This window comes from Amycolatopsis sp. VC5-11 (genome assembly GCF_037034185.1).
In the GTDB taxonomy this organism is placed as follows: domain Bacteria; phylum Actinomycetota; class Actinomycetes; order Mycobacteriales; family Pseudonocardiaceae; genus Amycolatopsis; species Amycolatopsis nivea.
Genome location: NZ_JBAGKF010000034.1, coordinates 23,399 through 41,792, shown reverse-complemented (window position 1 = coordinate 41,792; position 18,394 = coordinate 23,399). Strand labels below are relative to the sequence as shown.

Below are 18,394 nucleotides of genomic sequence, written 5' to 3'. Positions count from 1 at the left end.
CGGCACGGCACGGCACGGCACGGCACGGCACGGCACGGCACGGCACGGCACGGCACGGCACGGGCGAGGATCGCAGCGGGCCCCGAGGAAAGCAAGCGGCGCACCAGATGCCCATCGCGCCCAGGAGAAAGCAAGCCGCGCGACAGGTCCCCGGCGAAAACCTCGCCAGCCGTCGATCACGCTCTCGCCGCAAAAACTCAAGCGGCGCAGCGAAACCGGCTCAAGCCGAAGGCCAGAACTTTCGCCAGCCTTCAGCCTCCAGCGTCGTCGGTTCGACTCCGGCTTTCCGGGCGGCCGTCTCCGCCGCGCGGATGTCGCGGGCGAACTGCTTCGCTACTGCCCGCAACTCTCCCTCGGGGTCCAAGCCGCCCCGGCGGGCGGTGGCTGCCGTTCGGAAGAGTTGGGCGGGGGCCGAGGAGTCTTGCGGGAACAGGTCCAGCGGGATGCCTGCCCGGCCGCTGCGCTGGCCCAGTTTTCCGGCCAGGGCGACCGCGGGCTGGCCCAGTGCGACACCGTCCACAATGGACTTGCGTTGCTTCTCGGCCTGTTTCAGCTCTTCCCACTTCAGTTCCTGGTGCTCCGCCGAGGCGATGCGGGCCGCGTCGGCGAAGACGTTGGGGTGGCGGCCTACCAGTTTGTCCACCAGGTCGCTGGCCACGTCGTCGATGGTGAAGGGTGCGCGGCCGTGTTCGGCGGCTACGCGGGCGTGGAACAAGACCTGCAGCAGGACGTCGCCCAGTTCCTCGCGCAGGGCCGCGCGGTCGTTGTCCTCGATGGCTTCCAGCAGTTCGTACGTTTCCTCGACCAGGTACTGGCGGAGGGACTCGTGCGTCTGCCGGGCGTCCCACGGACAGCCGCCGGGTGAGCGCAGGCGGTCCATGACCTCGACCGCTTCGACGAGCGGGGGCACGGGGGTTTCGATCAACCGTGCGCCGGCGGCGAGCATGGCGGCCGCGGTCGGTTCGGTGCGGGAAGCGGCTAACAGCACGATGTCCGCGAAGGACTCGCCTACCGGCGGGACACCGAACTGCGCGGGATCGACGTCGGTCGCGGCGTACACGGCACTGGTGCGAAGCAGAGGCAGAGCGGCCGCGGGCAGGGTCGCGCCGCGGACCAGGATTACCGTGCCGGTCACTGCTGCGCCGGGGCACCGCCGTGCAGCGGCACGGCCACGCCCGTCACCTCGGCCGCACTGGGGGCGAGGTTCATGCCGACTGCGTCCCACACGCCGTAGCGCGGGTTGATTTTGAAGTCCACGTTGCCAACGTACGGCTGGAGCATCCGCACGCCGATCGCACCCAGCTGAGCCGCGGTCGGCTGCTGGACCTGGTCGGTGGCGACCTTCGCGTCCGTCGTCCGCTTCCGCACCACGGCGGTGACCCACCAGGTCGGCGCGCTCGCCGGGTTCGGCTGGAACGCGATCGCGGTGTTCGCGGGCACGCCGAACAGCACGGTCGCGGCGTCCTGCGGCGACGACAGCGCGGGAGCCTGCTGGCCCACGTTGCCCTGCGCGCCGCTCTGGATGTCGGCCTGGATCTTGCCCGGGTCGCTCGCGTACTCCTCGGCCTTGGCGATGGCCTGGCTGCGCGCGGCCTTCGGGTCGATCGACGGGGCCTGGCTCTCCGAGGTCGGCGCGCCGATGCTGGTGTAGTCGAAGTTCACCGAGAGCGTCGGGAGGTACTTCAGCGCGATCCGCTGCTGCAGGTACTGGTCGGTGATGGCCTCGCGGTGATCGCGCAGCCGCCAGACGAGCTGGGTGACGGCCGCGGACTGGTCCTGCGTGACGGCCTCGGGCACCGGCGACGCGAGCGGATCTTGTTGCATGGCCTCGCTGACGGTGGCCTCGTCGACGGCAATGCCTTCCTTCTGCGCGGCCTTCACGACGACCTCGTGCAGCAGCGTCTGCCGGACGATCTCGCGCCCGACAAGGTCGAGCTGGTGCCGCGACGCGAGCTGCCGGGCGTACGGCTGCTCCTGCACGGCGCGGTCGAGCAGCGCCTGAACCTGGTCGATGGTGGTGACCTGACCGTCGACGACCGCGGCCATGCCCACCTGACTGGGGCCGGTACCGCATCCGGCGAGGAGGAAAGCTCCGGCGAGAACGGCGCCCAGCGCACGGCGGCGCCCCATGATCCGCATCACAGGCCCTACCCTCTCACATGGCCTCGAAACGCAACACCATCGAGGCATTCAGCGGACTATTGTCGACATATGGACTCTTGGTTGTCGATCGAAGTCCTCGACGGGGCCTTCGCGGCGAGCGCGTGGCAACGTGCTCACGGCGACCGTCTGACCGAGGCCGCGCTGACCCACGGCGCCGAGCAGTGGACGTGGCACGTCCATCGCTGGGGCGTGACGCTGGAGATCGAGTTTGCGTCGGAAGAGGCACGGGATCGCTTCTGGCACCTGCCCGCGGTGACCGCCGCCCTCGACGCGGTGCCGGATCCGGAACGCGGCTTGCTTGTGTATCCGGGCCGCGGCGGCGGTTCGGGGGCCCGGGTGCCGCGACATCCACGGCCGTTGCCGATGTCCGGCTGCGGGGCACTGCCTACGCCGCAGGAGGAAGCGGCGCTGCGGCTGGCCACTGCGCAACCGCCGGGGCTCGAGGTCTGCTCCGCCAGCTGACGCCTGGCCACGGAAAGCACGCCGCGGCCAGAGCGGCAGAAGCTCGCCACGGAAACCGACGCGCGCGCCGATTTCGTACGGCAGCACGGTGAGCGAGGCCCGCGGCGGCGGTTCGGGAGCCCGGGTGCCGCGGCATCCCCGGCCGTTGCCGATGTCCGGCTGCGGGGCACTGCCTACGCCACAGGAGGAAGCGGCACTGCGGCTGGCCACTGCGCAACCACCGGGGTTTCGGCTAGCTGACGCTTGGCCACGGAAACCACGTCGCGGCCAGAGCGGCGGAACCTCGCCACGGAAACCGCTCGGGGTTAGGTCCGCGGTTCGGGAGCCCGGGTGCCGCGGCGGTGCCTCGCCATCGAGACCGCCGCGGGTACCGGCGGCGGATCAGGCGAGGCACGCCGCAGTGCTCACACCGCGGCTGGGGTTTTCGTCAACTGCGCCAGCAGCTTCGTGCACCAGTCGAGCAGTTCCTGGTCCCGCAGCACCGGCGCGCCCATTCGGCCGCCGGCGGGGCCTTCGGTCGGCTTCGGCACCGACACCGTGTTGGTGATCGCCTTGTACAACGCCTTGGGGTACAAGCGTTTCAGCCGCACCAGCTGCGAGTCCATCAACGGCAGCGGTGCGAACCGGATCGTGTTGCCTTGTGCCGCGACCTCGGTGACGCCTGCGGCGCGGCAGGCGTGCCGGAACGCTGCGACTGCGAGCAGCCGGGTGACCGGGGCGGGTGGCTGGCCGTAGCGGTCGACCAATTCCTCGCGTACCGCGTCGAGGGCCGCAGTGTCCGGAGCTGCGGCGATCTTGCGGTATGCCTCCAGCCGCAGCCGTTCGCCGGGGACGTAGTCGTGCGGGATGTGCGCGTCCACTGGCAGGTCGACGCGGACTTCGGCCAGTTCCTCGTCCTCCGCCGGCTCCGCGCCCGCGTGCCGCCGGAAAGCCTCGACCGCTTCGCCGACGAGCCGGACGTACAGGTCGAATCCGACGCCCGCGATGTGCCCGGACTGTTCCGCGCCCAGGATGTTGCCCGCGCCGCGGATTTCGAGGTCCTTCATGGCGACCGCCATGCCCGCGCCGAGTTCGGTGTTCTGCGCGATGGTGGCGAGCCGGTCGTGCGCGGTTTCGGTGAGCGGCGCTTCCGGCGGGTACAGGAAGTACGCGTACCCGCGTTCGCGGCCGCGCCCGACCCGGCCGCGCAGCTGGTGCAGCTGGGCGAGGCCGAGCATGTCGCCGCGTTCCACGATCAGCGTGTTGGCGTTGGAGATGTCCAGGCCGGTCTCGACGATCGTGGTGCAGACGAGGACGTCGTACTCGTTCTCCCAGAAGCCCTGGATGATCTTTTCGAGCTTGTCCTCGTTCATCTGCCCGTGCGCGGTGACGACGCGCGCCTCCGGCACCAGCTCGCGGATCCGCTTCGCCGCCTTCTCGATCGACGACACCCGGTTGTGCACGTAGAACACCTGGCCGTCGCGCAGCAGCTCGCGCCGGACCGCGGCGCCGACCTGCTTGTCGTCGTACGCGCCGACGTAGGTCAGGATCGGGTGCCGGTCTTCCGGCGGGGTGAGGATGGTCGACATCTCGCGGATGCCCGCCAGCGACATCTCGAGCGTGCGCGGGATCGGCGTCGCCGACATGGTGAGCACGTCGACGTGCGTGCGCAGCGCCTTGATGTGTTCCTTGTGCTCCACGCCGAACCGCTGCTCCTCGTCGACGATCACGAGGCCGAGGTCCTTGTAGCGGATGCCGGTCTGCAGCAGCCGGTGCGTGCCGATGACGATGTCGACCTCGCCGTCGGCGAGCTGTTCGATGACCCGGTCCGATTCGGCCTTGTGCGTGAACCGCGAAAGGCCCTTGATGGTGACCGGGAACGACCGCATGCGCTCGGTGAACGTGTTCAGGTGCTGCTGCGCGAGCAGCGTGGTCGGCACGAGCACGGCCACCTGCTTGCCGTCCTGCACCGCCTTGAACGCCGCGCGCACCGCGATCTCGGTCTTGCCGTAGCCGACGTCGCCGCAGATCACCCGGTCCATCGGGACGCCGCGCTCCATGTCCGACTTGACCTCGTCGATGGCCGCGAGCTGGTCGTTGGTCTCGGTGAAGGGGAAGGCGTCTTCCAGCTCGGACTGCCACGGCGTGTCCGCGCCGAACGCGTGCCCGGGCGCGGCTTGCCTGGCCGCATAAAGCTGCACCAGTTCCGCGGCGATCTCCTTGACCGCCTTTTTGGCCCGTGCCTTGGTGTTCTTCCAGTCCGAGCCGCCGAGCTTGTTGAGCGTGGGCAGTTCGCCGCCGACGTAGCGGGACACCTCGTCGAGCTGGTCAGTGGGGACGAACAGCCTGTCCCCGGGTTGGCCGCGCTTGGACGACGCGTACTCCAGCAGCAGGTACTCGCGCGTCGCACCGGCGACCGTGCGCTGCACCATCTCCACGAACCGGCCGATGCCGTGCTGGTCGTGCACCACGTAGTCGCCCGCCTTGAGCGCCAGCGGGTCGACCGCGCCGCGGCGGCGCGACGGCATCTTGGTGTTCAAGTCCTTTGTGGACGATCCGGCGGTGGCGCCGCGGCCGGTCAGGTCGGCCTCGGACAGCACCACGAGCGCGCGCTCCGGCGAGACGAAGCCCTCCGCGAGCCCGCCGCAGGTGACCGTGACGACGCCGGCCGGCGGCACGTCGGCGAGCACCTCGACGTGTTTCGCCGGGACCTCGGCGGCCATCAGCTGCTCGACCGCGCGGCTGGCGGTGCCCTGTCCGGCGACGACGAGCACGCCGGTGCCGCCGGACGCGAGGTGCGCGCGCAGGTCGGTCATCGCGCGTTCCAGCTCGCCCCGATAGGCGGGCGCGGGCTCGATGCCGACGCGGTAGACATCCGGGTCTTCGCTGGTCAGCTGGGTGAGCGTCCACCACGGGCGCTTTGTCTCCTGCGCGTGCGACGCGATCTCGGCCAGATCGCGGTACGCCGACGCGCCGAGGTCGATCGGGGCCTGCCCGCCCGCCGCGGCGGTGGTCCAGGAGGCCTCGAGGAACTCCTGCCCGGTGCGGACGAGGTCGGCGGCGCGGGCGCGGATCTTCTCCGGATCGGCCAGCAGCACGTGACTGCCCTGCGGCATCGCGTCGGTGAGCAGCGCCAGCTCGCCCTCGCAGAGGACCGGGATGAGCGCCTCCATGCCCTCGACCGGGATGCCGCCGGACAGCTTGGTGAGCATTTCGGCCAGGTGCGCGTCGGCCTCGTACGTGGTGGCGAGCTCCGCCGCGCGCTCCTTGACGTCCGGCGTGAGCAGCAGCTCGCGGCACGGCGGCGCGGTGACCCGCTGGATCTCGCCGGGCAGCGAGCGCTGGTCGGACACCGCGAACGCGCGGATCTCGCTGACCTCGTCGCCCCAGAACTCGACGCGGACCGGATGCTGCGCGGTGGGCCCGAACAGGTCGAGGATGCCGCCGCGGACCGCGAACTCGCCGCGCTTCTCGACCATGTCCACGCGCGTGTACGCCAGCTCGACAAGCCGTTCGAGCAGGTCCTCGAAGCTCTGTTCCTCGCCGACGACCAGGTCGATCGGCGCGAGCGAGCCGAGCCCGGGGGCCATCGGCTGGATGAGGCTGCGCACGGTCGCGACCACGACCCGCAGTTCGTCGTCTCCGGTGTGCAGCCGGTGCAGCACTTCCAGCCGCCGCCCGACCGTGTCCGCGCGCGGCGAAAGGCGCTCGTGCGGCAGCGTCTCCCAGGACGGGAAGTCGGCCACGCGATCGGGGCCGAGCAGCGCGCCGAGCGACGCGGTGAGCTCGTCGGCCTCGCGTCCGGTGGCGGTGACGGCCAGCACCGGACGGCCCGCGCCGCCGCGCTCGGGGTCTTCGGCCAGAGCGGCGGCCACGAGCTGCCGTACGGCGACAGCGCCTTGCAGTTCGAGCAGTGGGGCCCCGGCGCGCTCGACAACGCCGCGCAGCGCCGGGTCGGGAAGGATGGCTTGGAGGAGTCCGGACAGTACAGCGTCGGTCACCATCCCAGCCTACGTCGCGGCACCGACAAGTTTTCGCTCCCCGGCGATCACCTCCGCCAACAGGGGCAGCTGCTGCTCGACCGCACCGGGTTCGAGGGAGCCGACGCGCAGCAGCACGTGCTCCGCTCCGGCCTCGGCGTAGCGGCGCACCGTCGCCGCGACTTCCGAGATCGGGCCGGTCACGGTCGCCTGGATGGTGCTGATCTGCGCCAACGGACGCCGGTAGGTCGCCTGCGCGTAGTCCTCCAGAACGCGACGGCCGCGGCGCGGGTCAGGGTCAACGTAAACCGTCAGGAACAGCGACGGCGTGACCGGGCGATCGCTGGCGGCGCGGATCGTCGCGAGGCCGGACGCGTAGTCCGCGGGGTCCGGCGGATACGGGAGCCAGCCGTCGTAATGCAGCGCGGTTCGGCGGAGCGCGGCAGGCGTCGCGCCGCCCAGCCAGATCGGCGGACCGCCGGGGCGCGCGGGCCAGACCGCCGGCGGCAGCCAGTCGTAATGCAGCACCTTGCCGTGGAACGACTGCGGCTGCCCGGTCCACAGCTCGCGCCAGAGCGTGACGACGTCGTCCAGATGCGAGAACCGTGTCCGGAAATCGACCCCGGCCAGCTCGAACTCCCGCTCGCTGAAGCCGGGGAAGCCCGCGCCGACGCCGACCGCCAGCCGTCCTTCGGAGATCAGGTCGACGGACGCGAGCGTCATCGCGGTCTGCACCGGATTGCGGTGTGCGGGCAGCAGCACGGCAGTGCCGACGGTGACGCGTTCGGTGGCCTGCGCGACCGCGGTGAGCAGGGTGAGCGGTTCGATCCGGGGACGGGAAAGCGAGTCACCGGCCCAGATCGACGCGAATCCGAGCCGTTCGGCTTCGCGGGCCAATGCGACGAGGGCACGCGGGGTGCCGCCTGCTTCGAGCTGTGCCTGTCCGGCAGGAAGAAGAAGTCCGAATTCCACGTCGCCGACGATCCAGCGCGGCCGGGCGTCCCGGCAATTCCCTGCGGGGAATGGCAGGCGGACACGAGCACCGGCCAGAATCGCGCAGTGCCCACTTCGTTCGCCGACGCCTTGCGCGACGCTCGTTCCCGCCGTCGGCTCAGCCAGCTCGACCTCGCGCTGAAAGCCGGGACGACGCAGCGCCACGTCAGCTTCATGGAACGCGGCCGTTCGCTGCCCGGCCGGGGCATGGTGGTGCGCGTCGCCGAGGCGCTCGACCTGCCGCTGCGCGAGCGCAACGCCTTGCTGCTGACCGCCGGATACGCGCCGGTCTACCCCGAAACCCGGATGGACGACCCCGCGCTGACGCCGGTGCTGGAGTCGCTGCGCGCACTGCTCGCCGGGCACGAGCCGTATCCGGCGCTGGTCGTGAACCGCTACGGGGATCTCGTCGCGGCGAACGACAGCTTCGGCCTGCTCACCGAGGATGTCGCGGCGGAGCTGCTGGAACCGCCGGTCAACGTGCTGCGGCTGGCGTTGCACCCGCGCGGGATGGCGCCGCGGATCCAGAACTTCGCCGATTGGGCGCAGCACGTGCTCGAACGTCCTCGCCGCGGTCTGGCGAACGGACCCGACCCGCGCCATCAGGCGTTGCTGGACGAACTCACCGGCTACCTGCCGTCGCCCGGCGAACCGTCCGGCGACCACCTCGGGTTCGCCGTGCCGCTGCAGTTGTCCAGCTCGGCGGGCGAACTGCGGCTGCTCACCGCGATCACGCACTTCGCCACGGCGGTCGACGTGACGGTCGCCGAGCTGAGCCTCGAAACCTTCCTGCCCGCCGACGCTTCCACCGCGGAACTGCTCAAGGCGCGACCCACCCGGTGACCTGACCCAACGTCAGCTCCACTCCCGCCCACAGCACTGCCGCGCACACGCTTCCGACGAAGAAGCGTCGGTACGACAGTCCGGCGGAACCGGCGACGCGCGGCACGAGAGTGCGTACGCCCGCGAGGCACCGCCCTAGGACGACTGCTGGCACGCCATAACGCGCGACGGTCGCTTCAGCCTTGTCCCACTTCGCTTCGCCGATCCGCTGTCCTACGCGCGACCGTCGCAGCTTCGGACCCCACAGTCGTCCCTCCCAGTACGCGAGCTGGTCCCCCGCTAACGCCGACACAACGCAGACCGTGAGCGCTGGCCACAGCTGTAAAGTCCCGCGCTGCACAAGGAAACCCATGAGCAGCAAGGTGGACAGCGTCGGCAGCACGATGCCGGGCAGCAGCGCCGTCTCGGCCATGATCACCAGCGCGCAGATCAGGTAGACGAGCGGCGCGGGAGCGTCAAGAAGCGGCTGAAGCAGGCTGTCCATAGCGGTCCAGTCCCGACCGCACCGGCAAAGCCGCGCGGTACACGTACGCCGGCGGCAGGTTCCGCCAAACCACACTGGTGCGTTCGACAACCGCGAAGCGGCTTCGCAGCAACCGTGCGAACCGACGCGCGGGCGGCGTCCAGGCGGTGTGCGCGTACGCGAAGGTGGTGAAGCGGCCTTGTGACGACAGCACTTCGCAGACGGCATTCAGTACCGCAGCCTGTGGTGCGGCGTGCATGGCTGTCCACGGCAGGCCGGAGACGACCACGTCGACCGGCATGGTCACGTACGCAGCGACGTGTTCCGCGGAGCCTTCCGCAACGTGCAGCGACGGGAAGCGCTCACGAAGCTCCTGTACGAGGTGCCTGTTGATTTCGACCGCGGTGAAATGCGCGTCGCGCTGAAGGATGCGAAGCAGCGCTTCGGTGAACACGCCCGTTCCCGGCCCTAGCTCCACGACGCTGTGCGCGCTTTCGACGCCCAGCCCGGCAGTCATCACTCCGGCCAGCCGTGCCGAGCTGGCGGCGATCGCGCCGGTACGCATCGGATGCCGGAAGAACTCCCTGGTAATCGACATGTTTCGTACGGTAGGAAGCGGCTCGGTCATCGCGGATCGACTCGGTCGGCGGGAAAAGTCGTCCGCTCGGAGGACCACCGCCATCCTCCGGAACGACGCGCGCGACGACGTCCGCGAGTTACGTTCGTTTCGTGCGTGGACTGGTGATGTGGGGACGCAAGCAGCGTTGGCTGCTCGACTTGCCGCTGTACGCCGTCTTCGCCGCCTTCGGCCCCAACATCGCGGATCAGGCGACCTGGCCGATCCGCATGGTGTCGATGCTGTTCCTGCTGCCGCTGTTGGTGCGTCGCCGCTATCCGCGCACTGTCGCGCTCCTGATCCTCATCGGAGTCGCTGTCGTCTATACGAACGAGATCTGGGCGTACGACCGCGGCCGCAGCGACCTCGCGATGGCAGTCATGCTGTACACGCTCGTCAAAGCCGGCGACAGATGGTTCATCGGCTTCGCGGTAGCTGTCGTCGGCCTGGACACTTTCTGGGGATTTACCTGGGGTGCCAACACCCTGAACCCGACGCTCACCATCTTCGGCCCACTGCCGCTGTACCTGGCAGCGTGGGCGCTCGGCGCGTTCTTCCGCACGAAGGAGCAACTGTCCGAAGAAGAACGGTTGAGAGCGGAGCTAGCGGCGTCCGAGGAACAAGCCCGCAGTCGCGCTTCAGTCGCCGAAGAGCGCACACGGATCGCGCGCGAGCTTCACGACGTACTCGCACACAGCATGAGCGTGATCGTCCTGAACGCCGAAGGAGCGAAGCTCGCGCGCCATCACGATCCAGACGCTGTCGACCGCACGCTCGACACCATCAGCAAAACCGGCCGTTCCGCACTCGCCGAACTACGGCGGCTGTTAGAAGTGATGCATGCTGGCGAACCCGCGCGCGCTCCGCAGCCGACGCTCGACCAGTTGCGCACGCTCGTCGCACAGTCCGGCCGCGACATCACCCTCGAAGTCGACGGCGACATCGCCGACCTGCCCGCAGGCGTCGCGCTTCAGGCGTACCGCATCGTCCAGGAGGCCTTGACCAACATGCTCAAACACGCGCCGCCCGACGCGACCGGCCGGGTCCGGGTCGCCTTCGCCGGTCCGGAAATCCGCGTCGAGGTGACCAACTCCGGCGGACGGCAACCGGCCGCGGCGGGACTGCCCGGGTCCGGGCGCGGCCTCACCGGCATGGCGCAGCGCGTCGCGATGTACCACGGCAAGCTCGAAACCGGCGCGCTGCCGGACGGCGGCTACCGCGTAGCGGCGACGCTGCGGACGGACGCCGCATGACGTCCGTGCTGATCTGCGACGACCAGGAACTCGTGCGCGTCGGGCTGCGGATGATCGTCGACAGCCAACCCGACCTGGAGGTGGTCGCCGAGGCGGGCGACGGCGCGGAAGCCGTCGAACTCGCCCGTGCGCGCCGGCCGGACCTCGTGCTGATGGACGTCCGGATGCCGGTGCTCGACGGCGTCGCGGCCACCGCGCAGATCTGCGCCGAACTGCCGGACACCTCGGTCCTGGTGATCACGACGTTCGACCTCGACGAGTACGCCTACTCCGCGCTGCGCGCCGGGGCCAGCGGATTCCTGGTCAAGGACGCGCCGTCGGACGAGATGCTGGTGGCGATCCGCGGCGTGCTGCGCGGTGACGCGATGGTGTCGCCGTCGGTCACGAAACGCCTGCTCGACCGCTATCTCAGCGCGCACCGGACGCCGCTGGACGAGCAGAAACTGGAGACGCTGACCGAACGCGAGAAGGACGTGCTCGGCCTGATCGCGCGCGGACTGTCGAACACCGAGATCGCCGGGACGCTGTTCATCGGCGAGACGACGGTGAAAACGCACGTCGGCCGGTTGCTGAACAAGCTCGGGCTGCGCGACCGGGTGCATGCCGTCGTGTTCGCGTATGAATCCGGATTGGTACGTCCCGGCGGCTGAATCGGGGCATGCTGGACCCATGCGTCTCGTCGCGGTGCTCGCCTCGGTCCTGCTGCTCGCCGCCTGCTCGGCGGCGCCGGCCTCGGCCCCCGCCCCGGCCAAGCCGGAGCAGGGCCGGTTCGCCGTGCAGGAGGTCGCGGACGGCCTCGAACACGCTTGGGACGTCGCCTTCTTGCCCGACGGTTCGCTCCTCGTGCCGCAGCGGCCCGGCAAGCTCGCGCTGGTCCGCGACGGCCGGACGACCGACGTGCGCGCCGATTTCTCCGACGTCCTCGTGCAGGGCGAGGGCGGCCTGATGGGCCTGGTGCTGGCGGCGGACTTCGCGACCTCGCGCGAGTTCACCACCTGCCAGACCCACCAGGAAAACGGCCGCGCGGTGGACGTCCGGCTCGTCACCTGGCGGCTCGCCGACGACGGCGCGAGCGCGGCGAAGGTGCGCGACCTGCTGACCGGGCTGCCGGTGAATCCGAGCGGACGCCATTCCGGCTGCCGCCCGACGCTCGCTCCCGACGGCGCGCTGCTCGTCGGCACCGGCGACACCGCGCGGTCCACGGTCGCGCAAGATCGGCACAGCCTCGGCGGCAAGGTGCTGCGGATCAACGCGAAGACCGGGGAACCGGTGCCGGGCAACCCCTTCCTGTCCTCCTCCGACCCGAACGAACGCCGGATCTACACCTACGGGCACCGCAACGTGCAGGGCGTCGCGATCCGGCCGGGCACCGGTCAGGTGATCACCTCCGAACACGGACCGGCATTCGACGACGAGGTGAATCTCCTGCGCCCAGGCGGGAATTACGGCTGGGATCCGTCGAAGGGCGGCACCGACCCCAGCTACGACGAGAGCGTGCCGATGACCGACACCAAGCGGTTCCCGGACGCGGTTCGTCCACTGTGGACAACTGGCCAGATCACCGAGGCGACCAGCGGCGACGCCTTCCTCACCGGCAAACAGTGGGGAGCGAACGAAGGCGCGCTGGTCGTGGTCGCGCTGAAGGGACAGAAACTCCTGCTGCTGCACCTGGACGCGGCCGCGAAGGTCACCGGAGTGACGCTGCCCGCGGAATTCAACGACAAATTCGGCCGGTTGCGCGCGGCTCGAAGCGGACCGGACGGCTCGCTGTACGTGACGACTTCCAACGGCAGCAACGACAAAGTGCTGCGCGTGACCCCCGGCTGAGGTCAGCCTACGTACGCGCCGCCGTTCACGTGCACGACCTGGCCGGTGACGTGCCCGGCCTCCGGGGAAGCCAGGAACCGCACCACTTCGGCGACATCCTCCGGCTTGCCCGCGCGTTTCGTCATCGTGTTCTCGACCAGCCGCTCCTGGCGTTCAGCGGAGAGTTTCCCGCGGAAGAATTCGGTGTCCACGATCAATCCCGGCGCGACGATGTTCGCCGTGATCCCGCGCGGCCCGAATTGCCGGGCGGTTTCGGTATTCCACACCTCCACCGCGGCTTTCGCCCAGCCGTACGATTCGGCGCCGGTGTGCCCGGCGATCGAACCGATCGTGACGATGCGGCCGTTGTCGGCGAGCCGGTCCCGCAGCGCCGTCGTCACGAACGCCGCACTGAACAGATTCGCGCGAAGATTGGCCGTCCAGGCAGCGTCGAGCGCTTTCAAGTCTCGGCTGTCTTCGTGCAGGAAATCCGTGTTGCCGCCAGCGTTGTTCACCAGCACGTCGATGCGTTCGGGCAGCTGGTCGCGCGCCGCCTCGACCGCCTCGGGATCGCTCGCGTCGAAGCTCACCGCCCGCGCGCCGAGCAGCGCCGCCGCCTCGGTGAGCACGTCCTCGCGCCGTCCGGTGATCGTGACCCGATCACCCGCCCTGGCAAACGCCGCGGCGATCGCGTACCCGATTCCGGTGCCGCCCCCGGTTACTACCGATTCCCGATTCATCCCCACGTCCTTTATTGCTAAAGTACCTCTGGTGGACGACGGTACCGGCGGCGGGGAAAACCCGTCAAGCGACGAGGTGGACGAGATTCAGCGGGCGTGGCTGCGGGAGCGGCCGGGCACGCCGGTGTCGTCCATCGGTGTGATCACGCGGATCTGGCACATCGCGAAACTGCTGGAGGACGACCGGCGCGCGACCATGCTCGAACTCGGGATGGACGCCTCCACCCGCACCTTGCTCAGCACGCTGCGCCGGGCCGGGCCGCCGTACCGGCTCAGCGCGGGCGAACTCGCGAAACGCTGCCGGGTCAGTCCCGGCGCGATCTCCCAGCAAACCGCGCGTGCCGAACGCGACGGGCACGTCCGCCGGGTGAAGTCCACTTCGGACCGTCGCGGGGTGTACGTCGAGCTCACCGACGCTGGCCACGAGTTGATCGAGCGCACCGTCGGAGATCTGCTGGAGCACGAGGAAACCCTGGTGTCCGCGCTGTCCCCGGCGCAGCGCGATCAGCTCGCCGACCTCCTGCGCATCCTGCTCGCGGACCTCGACCGGCGGGCGCGGAGGTAGGGTGGCGGACATGCCCTCCATCGACAAAGTCGCCTGGCTGCACGTGGTCGACGGCAAGCTGCTCGCCGCGCGCTCGGCGGGCAAGGACACCTGGTACCTGCCCGGCGGGAAACGCGAGGAGGGCGAGTCGGACGTCGAGACGCTGGTCCGGGAAATCGCCGAGGAACTAAGCGTGACGCTGGATCCGGCTTCCGCGCAGCTGGCCGGAACCTGGGAAGCGCAGGCGCACGGCAAGGCGGACGGCGTCGTGGTGCGGATGACCTGCTACACCGCGAAGTACACCGGCGAGCTGAAGCCGAGCAGCGAGATCGAGTCGTTCGGCTGGCTCGCCCACGCCGATCGCGACCAGGTGTCGGCGACGGTCCAGCTGATCCTGGACGACCTGCGCGCGCAAGGAAAACTGGTCTGATGCTGCGACTCGGGACAACGGTGCTCGGAGTCGCCGACGTCGAACGCGCGATGCGGTTCTGGTGCGAAGCGCTCGGGCTAGTCGAGGATCCGGAATGGGCGAGTGCGACGTGGAAGACGCTGGCCCACCCCGGCGGCGCGCACGCGCTCGGCCTCATGCGAAGCGACTCGCCCGCCGAACCCGTGCCGCGGCTGCACCTGGACCTCTACACCGACACCGCGGACGAACAGCGCGCCGAGGTGGAACGGCTCATCGGGCTAGGCGCGCAACGGGTCGACTGGCCGCATTACCCGCCCGAGCCGGACTTCGTCGTCCTCGCCGACCCGGACGGCAACCTGTTCTGCGTCGTGGATTTGAGCAACGCGCCGTCCGGAAGCTGAGGACTCAGCCGAGCAACCGGGGCTTGTTCTCCAAGTGGGACAACCCGTTCCAGGCGAGATTCACCAGATGCGCGGCGACCTCGTCCCGCTTCGGCTTGCGCGCGTCCAGCCACCACTGCCCGGTGAGCGCGACCATGCCGACCAGCGCCTGCGCGTAAAGCGCGGACAGCTTCTCCTCATACCCGCGCGCGGCGAACTGCTGCGCGAGGATGTGCTCGACCTGGCTCGCGATGTCGTTGAGCACCGTCGAGAAGGTGCCGGTGGAACTGGCGACCGGGGAATCGCGGACGAGAATCCGGAAACCGTCGTGGGAATCCTCGACATAGCTCAGCAACGCGACGGCCGCCTGCTCCAGCATCACCCGCGGGTGTCCACCGTGGAGGGTCGAGATCATCCGGTCGAGCAGCAGCTGCGTTTCCCGGTCGACGACGACGGCGTAAATGCCTTCCTTGCCGCCGAAGTGCTCGTAGACAACCGGTTTCGACACGTTCGCCCGCGCGGCGATCTCCTCGACCGAGGTGCCGTCGAACCCTTTTTCGGCGAACAATGCGCGTGCCACGTTGAGCAACTGCTGCCTGCGCTCGCTGCCGGTCATGCGCACCCGGGCGACCGGTGCGGCCGGCCGCGCGCCGGTGACCGCCGCTTCTCGTTTCGCCCGTCGTCTCCCCGCCATTCACTGCAGGGTAGTCGTGCGTGGCAATGCCGGTTCTCACCGGCACTGACCGGCACTGCCATTCACACTGTTATTTGCTCTCGGCCGCGATCCGGGCCAGCCGCTGCGGGGTCGGCCACCGCACGTCGTGCACCCAGCCGAACTTCTCGAACATCCAGATCAGCCGCGCCGACATGTCGATCTGGCCGCGCTTCACGCCGTGCCGGGCCGAGGTCGGGTCGGCGTGGTGCAGGTTGTGCCAGGACTCGCCGAAGGAGAAGATCGCCAGCGGCCAGAAGTTCGCCGAACGGTCGCGCGCGGCGAACGGGCGCTCGCCGATCATGTGGCAGATCGAGTTGACCGACCAGGTCACGTGGTGCAGCACGCACACGCGGACCAGGCCCGCCCAGAAGAACGCGGTCACCGCGCCCCACAGCGACCACGAGATGAGGCCGCCCAGCAGCGCCGGCCCGAACAGGCTCACCAGCGACCACAGCCAGAACAGGTCGTCGACCTTGCGGATGGCCGGGTCCTTCACCAGATCCGGCGCGAACCGCGCCTGGTTGCTCTGGTCCCGGTCGAACAGCCAGCCCATGTGCGCGTGCCAGAAACCCTTGGCGATGGCCAGCGGGGAGGTGCCGTACGCCCACGGCGAGTGCGGGTCGCCGTCGCGGTCGGAGAACGCGTGGTGGCGCCGGTGGTCGGCCACCCAGGTGATCACCGGGCCCTGCAACGCGATGCTGCCCGCGATCGCCATCACGACGCGCAGCCACGGCTTGGCCTTGAACGAACCGTGGGTGAAGTAGCGGTGGTAAGCGACGGTGATGCCCAGCCCGCTGATCCCGTAGAACACGACGAAGAGCGCGACGTCCGTCCAGGTCAGCCCCCAGCCCCAGGCGAACGGAACCGCGACCAGCAGCGCCACGATCGGCAGCAGCACCCCGAAGTACACCGACAGCTGAACGCCGATCCCGCGCTGTCCGTCGATGATCGGCTTGGGGCCCTTCGGCGGGTCGCCCGCTGACTGAGAACGATCGAGGGTGGCCGTCATGCGCTCACTTCTTTCCTCTCACAACCCCTTGCGAAGGGTGCCCTTACCTACGGTGTCGTAAGTTACGGTACAGGAGGTTTCCGGCGCTGTGGAGGCCCGAAACGTCCGATTGCCCGATGCCCGGGACGGGCCTGTGGCGCACGCCTCCCCCTCCTGGCGCCCCCGTCCTCGATCATCGCTATCCTGACCTGGACCGATCCGCCGTAGTGTAATCGGCAGCACTTCAGATTTTGGTTCTGACAGTTCAGGTTCGAATCCTGGCGGCGGAGCTGCACATCCGGCGAGGGCGATGGGAGTGGGGGCGGCTGAGCGAGGAACCGAGCGACCCCGCGGGCACCCGTCGCCCGACCCTGGTCGAAATGTCGGACGCGTGGCTGGTCGGGCGCGCGCGGGAACTCATCGCGGCCGTTCAGCGCCAGGAACACGAAAACCAGCTCGAGATCGTCAAGATCATGGACGAGCTGCTCGAGGAAACCCTCCGGCGGGGGGAACCCACGCTCGTCGCCCAGCTGCTGCGCGCCTCCGCGTTCTCCCGGCTCGTCACCCGCGGTCTCGCGGCCGAAGCGGAGCCCCGGCTCGACGAGATGCTCGCGCACACCCGGCGGCACGGCCTTTCGCTGCTGCGCGCGGACGCGCACGCGCTGCGCGGACGCCGGCTGGTGCTCGCCGCGCAGGAGGACGCCGCGCTCACCGAGATCGCCCGCGCGCTCGCGATCCTCGACGACTCCACGATCCCGAACCGCCAGGTCGGCGTCCGCAACTGGAACCGCATGCAGTCGATGGCGCTCATCGACTGCTGGATAGTGCTCAACCAGCTCGGCGTCTACGAGGCCGCCGAAGAGGTGATCGGCCGCGCGCACCAGGCGATCCGGGAAAGCGCGAGCCCGCACGAGATCACCCTGCAGCTGATGAACCGGGTCAAGATGCTGCTCGGCTGGGGTCTCCGGCTCGAGCGGATCGAGCAGTACGACGAATCGGCGGAGAAGTTCCGCACCGCCGCGTCGATGGCGGTCGCCGCCGAGGGCCCGTTCGCCGAATCGCTGTTCCCGCGCAAGATCGGCGTGTCCGCGGTCGACCAGGTCGGCGTGCTGGCCGCGGCGCTCGCGCTGCACGACCCGTCGGCCGAGCACGTCGAACGGTTGCAGGGCATGCATCTCGGCCACCACTACCCGCACGAGCAGGAACTGGTCGCGATCGCGCTGGCCCGCTGCCTCGACGCGGCCGGCCGCCGCTCCGACGCGCTGCAGGTGCTGCGCGAGTCCCGCGACGTGCTGGCCGAGGACGTCTCGCAGCCGTCGATGCGGCTCACCCTCTCCCGCGAACTCGCCCGGCTCGACCCGGAAGCCGCGAGCCAGTCTTTGATCGACTACGCGACCGCGCTGGAAACCGAAATGTGGGCGCTGCGCGAATCGCAGATCGCCACGCTGAACGCGCGCCGCGAGCATGAACGGCTTTCCGCCGAGCACGGTGCGATCACCCAGCAGGCACTGCAGGATCCGCTGACCGGACTGCCGAACCGCCGCGCGCTCGACGAACGCCTGCGCGCGCTGGCGTCGTCGGCGGACGCCCAACCGCTCGCGGTCGCGCTGGTCGACCTCGACGGGTTCAAGGGCGTCAACGACAAGCAGTCGCACGCCGAGGGCGACAACGTTTTGCGTGTTGTCGCAAGCACTCTGCGCGACGCCCTGCGCGGCGACGACGTGGTGGCCCGTTACGGCGGCGACGAATTCATCGTGCTGCTGCCCGGCGCACCGGCGTCGGCGGCGAAGATGGCGCTCGGCCGCGCGGCCAAATCGGTCGCGACACTGCCGCATCACCTGTCGCACGGTGTGACGTTGTCCATTGGCTTGGTGTCGCTGCGTCCGCAAGAGCGGGCCGAACAGGTCCTCGCGCGCGCAGATGCGGCGATGTACGAAGCGAAACGCGGCGGTGGCAACCAGGTGGCGTCGGCCAACTCGATGGCTGGCGACGGCACGAGCGGCTGGCCTGGGGAAACGGCTCCGACCGACCCCGCGTGGAGCGCTGAGGACCCCACGTAG

Annotated in this window: 18 protein-coding genes and 1 tRNA gene; 10 read left to right on the top strand and 9 right to left on the bottom strand. The window is 69.7% G+C overall.

Features of this window, described 5'->3' with window-relative positions:
- Positions 1–220: 220 nt before the first annotated feature.
- Both WA670_RS43890 and WA670_RS43885 read right to left on the bottom strand, forming a co-directional pair.
- The gene (locus WA670_RS43890; protein ID WP_037820229.1) at positions 221–1,135 is read right to left on the bottom strand and encodes a MazG family protein; all 915 of its coding nucleotides are present in this window, start codon (positions 1,133–1,135) and stop codon (positions 221–223) included.
- On the bottom strand, positions 1,132–2,130 hold the full coding sequence (locus WA670_RS43885) for a hypothetical protein (RefSeq protein WP_336162092.1): 999 nt from the start codon (positions 2,128–2,130) through the stop codon (positions 1,132–1,134). The genes WA670_RS43890 and WA670_RS43885 overlap by 4 nt, the downstream gene beginning before the upstream one ends.
- 81 nt (positions 2,131–2,211) lie before the next feature.
- On the opposite strand from WA670_RS43885, the gene WA670_RS43880 reads away from it, so the two are divergent.
- Positions 2,212–2,625, top strand: a complete 414-nt coding sequence (locus tag WA670_RS43880) for a hypothetical protein (protein ID WP_336162091.1) — start codon at positions 2,212–2,214, stop codon at positions 2,623–2,625.
- A 404-nt stretch (positions 2,626–3,029) separates the two neighbouring features.
- On the opposite strand, the gene mfd is transcribed toward WA670_RS43880, so the two are convergent.
- Positions 3,030–6,608, bottom strand: a complete 3,579-nt coding sequence (gene mfd, locus WA670_RS43875; protein ID WP_336162090.1) for a transcription-repair coupling factor — start codon at positions 6,606–6,608, stop codon at positions 3,030–3,032.
- Between the two features lie 6 nt (positions 6,609–6,614).
- Positions 6,615–7,556: an LLM class flavin-dependent oxidoreductase gene (locus tag WA670_RS43870; protein ID WP_037820223.1), complete on the bottom strand. Its 942-nt coding sequence runs from the start codon at positions 7,554–7,556 to the stop codon at positions 6,615–6,617.
- Between the two features lie 87 nt (positions 7,557–7,643).
- Here WA670_RS43870 and WA670_RS43865 point away from each other — a divergent pair, with 87 nt between their 5' ends.
- The gene (locus WA670_RS43865; RefSeq protein ID WP_134734434.1) at positions 7,644–8,420 is read left to right on the top strand and encodes a helix-turn-helix transcriptional regulator; all 777 of its coding nucleotides are present in this window, start codon (positions 7,644–7,646) and stop codon (positions 8,418–8,420) included.
- On the opposite strand, the gene WA670_RS43860 is transcribed toward WA670_RS43865, so the two are convergent.
- Complete coding sequence (locus WA670_RS43860) at positions 8,398–8,904, bottom strand: DedA family protein (protein ID WP_336162087.1); 507 nt, start codon at positions 8,902–8,904, stop codon at positions 8,398–8,400. The genes WA670_RS43865 and WA670_RS43860 overlap by 23 nt on opposite strands.
- Positions 8,876–9,511, bottom strand: a complete 636-nt coding sequence (locus WA670_RS43855; protein ID WP_107051241.1) for a methyltransferase domain-containing protein — start codon at positions 9,509–9,511, stop codon at positions 8,876–8,878. Before WA670_RS43855 ends, WA670_RS43860 begins: the two co-directional genes overlap by 29 nt.
- Positions 9,512–9,627: 116 nt before the next feature.
- Between WA670_RS43855 and WA670_RS43850 the strand changes: the two genes are divergently transcribed.
- The 3 genes from WA670_RS43850 to WA670_RS43840 are packed head-to-tail and all read left to right on the top strand — an operon-like array spanning position 9,628 to position 12,579.
- Complete coding sequence (locus WA670_RS43850) at positions 9,628–10,752, top strand: sensor histidine kinase (RefSeq protein WP_078870808.1); 1,125 nt, start codon at positions 9,628–9,630, stop codon at positions 10,750–10,752.
- Entirely contained in the window at positions 10,749–11,402 is a 654-nt protein-coding gene (locus WA670_RS43845; RefSeq protein ID WP_037820214.1) for a response regulator, read from the top strand. Before WA670_RS43850 ends, WA670_RS43845 begins: the two co-directional genes overlap by 4 nt.
- A gap of 19 nt (positions 11,403–11,421) precedes the next feature.
- Positions 11,422–12,579 (top strand): PQQ-dependent sugar dehydrogenase, encoded by a 1,158-nt coding sequence (locus WA670_RS43840; RefSeq protein ID WP_037820212.1) that lies wholly within the window; start codon positions 11,422–11,424, stop codon positions 12,577–12,579.
- Between the two features lie 2 nt (positions 12,580–12,581).
- On the opposite strand, the gene WA670_RS43835 is transcribed toward WA670_RS43840, so the two are convergent.
- The gene (locus WA670_RS43835; protein WP_442893175.1) at positions 12,582–13,304 is read right to left on the bottom strand and encodes an SDR family NAD(P)-dependent oxidoreductase; all 723 of its coding nucleotides are present in this window, start codon (positions 13,302–13,304) and stop codon (positions 12,582–12,584) included.
- Between the two features lie 25 nt (positions 13,305–13,329).
- On the opposite strand from WA670_RS43835, the gene WA670_RS43830 reads away from it, so the two are divergent.
- From WA670_RS43830 to WA670_RS43820, 3 genes are read left to right on the top strand one after another with little or no spacing between them, the layout of a single operon-like run.
- The gene (locus WA670_RS43830; protein WP_037820208.1) at positions 13,330–13,863 is read left to right on the top strand and encodes a MarR family transcriptional regulator; all 534 of its coding nucleotides are present in this window, start codon (positions 13,330–13,332) and stop codon (positions 13,861–13,863) included.
- A 10-nt stretch (positions 13,864–13,873) separates the two neighbouring features.
- Positions 13,874–14,272: an NUDIX hydrolase gene (locus WA670_RS43825; protein WP_238604217.1), complete on the top strand. Its 399-nt coding sequence runs from the start codon at positions 13,874–13,876 to the stop codon at positions 14,270–14,272.
- The gene (locus WA670_RS43820; RefSeq protein WP_037820205.1) at positions 14,272–14,652 is read left to right on the top strand and encodes a VOC family protein; all 381 of its coding nucleotides are present in this window, start codon (positions 14,272–14,274) and stop codon (positions 14,650–14,652) included. Before WA670_RS43825 ends, WA670_RS43820 begins: the two co-directional genes overlap by 1 nt.
- A gap of 4 nt (positions 14,653–14,656) precedes the next feature.
- Here the strand turns inward: WA670_RS43820 and WA670_RS43815 are convergent, their stop codons facing one another.
- Together WA670_RS43815 and WA670_RS43810 are read right to left on the bottom strand one after the other, a co-directional pair.
- Positions 14,657–15,247, bottom strand: coding sequence for a TetR/AcrR family transcriptional regulator (locus WA670_RS43815; RefSeq protein ID WP_134667546.1), 591 nt, complete (start codon positions 15,245–15,247; stop codon positions 14,657–14,659).
- Positions 15,248–15,395: 148 nt separating this feature from the next.
- Positions 15,396–16,355: an acyl-CoA desaturase gene (locus WA670_RS43810; RefSeq protein WP_037820201.1), complete on the bottom strand. Its 960-nt coding sequence runs from the start codon at positions 16,353–16,355 to the stop codon at positions 15,396–15,398.
- 197 nt (positions 16,356–16,552) lie between these two features.
- Between WA670_RS43810 and WA670_RS43805 the strand changes: the two genes are divergently transcribed.
- Together WA670_RS43805 and WA670_RS43800 are read left to right on the top strand one after the other, a co-directional pair.
- Positions 16,553–16,624, top strand: a tRNA-Gln gene (locus WA670_RS43805).
- A 90-nt stretch (positions 16,625–16,714) separates the two neighbouring features.
- Positions 16,715–18,394 (top strand): GGDEF domain-containing protein, encoded by a 1,680-nt coding sequence (locus WA670_RS43800; protein ID WP_051729804.1) that lies wholly within the window; start codon positions 16,715–16,717, stop codon positions 18,392–18,394.

Coding starts and splice junctions, on each gene's coding strand:
- WA670_RS43885 (WP_336162092.1), bottom strand. CDS start 2,130: ATGGGGCGCCGCCGTGCGCTGGGCGCCGTTCTCGCCGGAGCTTTCCTC.
- WA670_RS43880 (WP_336162091.1), top strand. CDS start 2,212: ATGGACTCTTGGTTGTCGATCGAAGTCCTCGACGGGGCCTTCGCGGCG.
- mfd (WP_336162090.1), bottom strand. CDS start 6,608: ATGGTGACCGACGCTGTACTGTCCGGACTCCTCCAAGCCATCCTTCCC.
- WA670_RS43860 (WP_336162087.1), bottom strand. CDS start 8,904: ATGGACAGCCTGCTTCAGCCGCTTCTTGACGCTCCCGCGCCGCTCGTC.
- WA670_RS43855 (WP_107051241.1), bottom strand. CDS start 9,511: ATGACCGAGCCGCTTCCTACCGTACGAAACATGTCGATTACCAGGGAG.
- WA670_RS43850 (WP_078870808.1), top strand. CDS start 9,628: ATGTGGGGACGCAAGCAGCGTTGGCTGCTCGACTTGCCGCTGTACGCC.
- WA670_RS43845 (WP_037820214.1), top strand. CDS start 10,749: ATGACGTCCGTGCTGATCTGCGACGACCAGGAACTCGTGCGCGTCGGG.
- WA670_RS43840 (WP_037820212.1), top strand. CDS start 11,422: ATGCGTCTCGTCGCGGTGCTCGCCTCGGTCCTGCTGCTCGCCGCCTGC.
- WA670_RS43825 (WP_238604217.1), top strand. CDS start 13,874: ATGCCCTCCATCGACAAAGTCGCCTGGCTGCACGTGGTCGACGGCAAG.
- WA670_RS43820 (WP_037820205.1), top strand. CDS start 14,272: ATGCTGCGACTCGGGACAACGGTGCTCGGAGTCGCCGACGTCGAACGC.
- WA670_RS43815 (WP_134667546.1), bottom strand. CDS start 15,247: ATGACCGGCAGCGAGCGCAGGCAGCAGTTGCTCAACGTGGCACGCGCA.
- WA670_RS43810 (WP_037820201.1), bottom strand. CDS start 16,355: ATGACGGCCACCCTCGATCGTTCTCAGTCAGCGGGCGACCCGCCGAAG.
- WA670_RS43800 (WP_051729804.1), top strand. CDS start 16,715: ATGTCGGACGCGTGGCTGGTCGGGCGCGCGCGGGAACTCATCGCGGCC.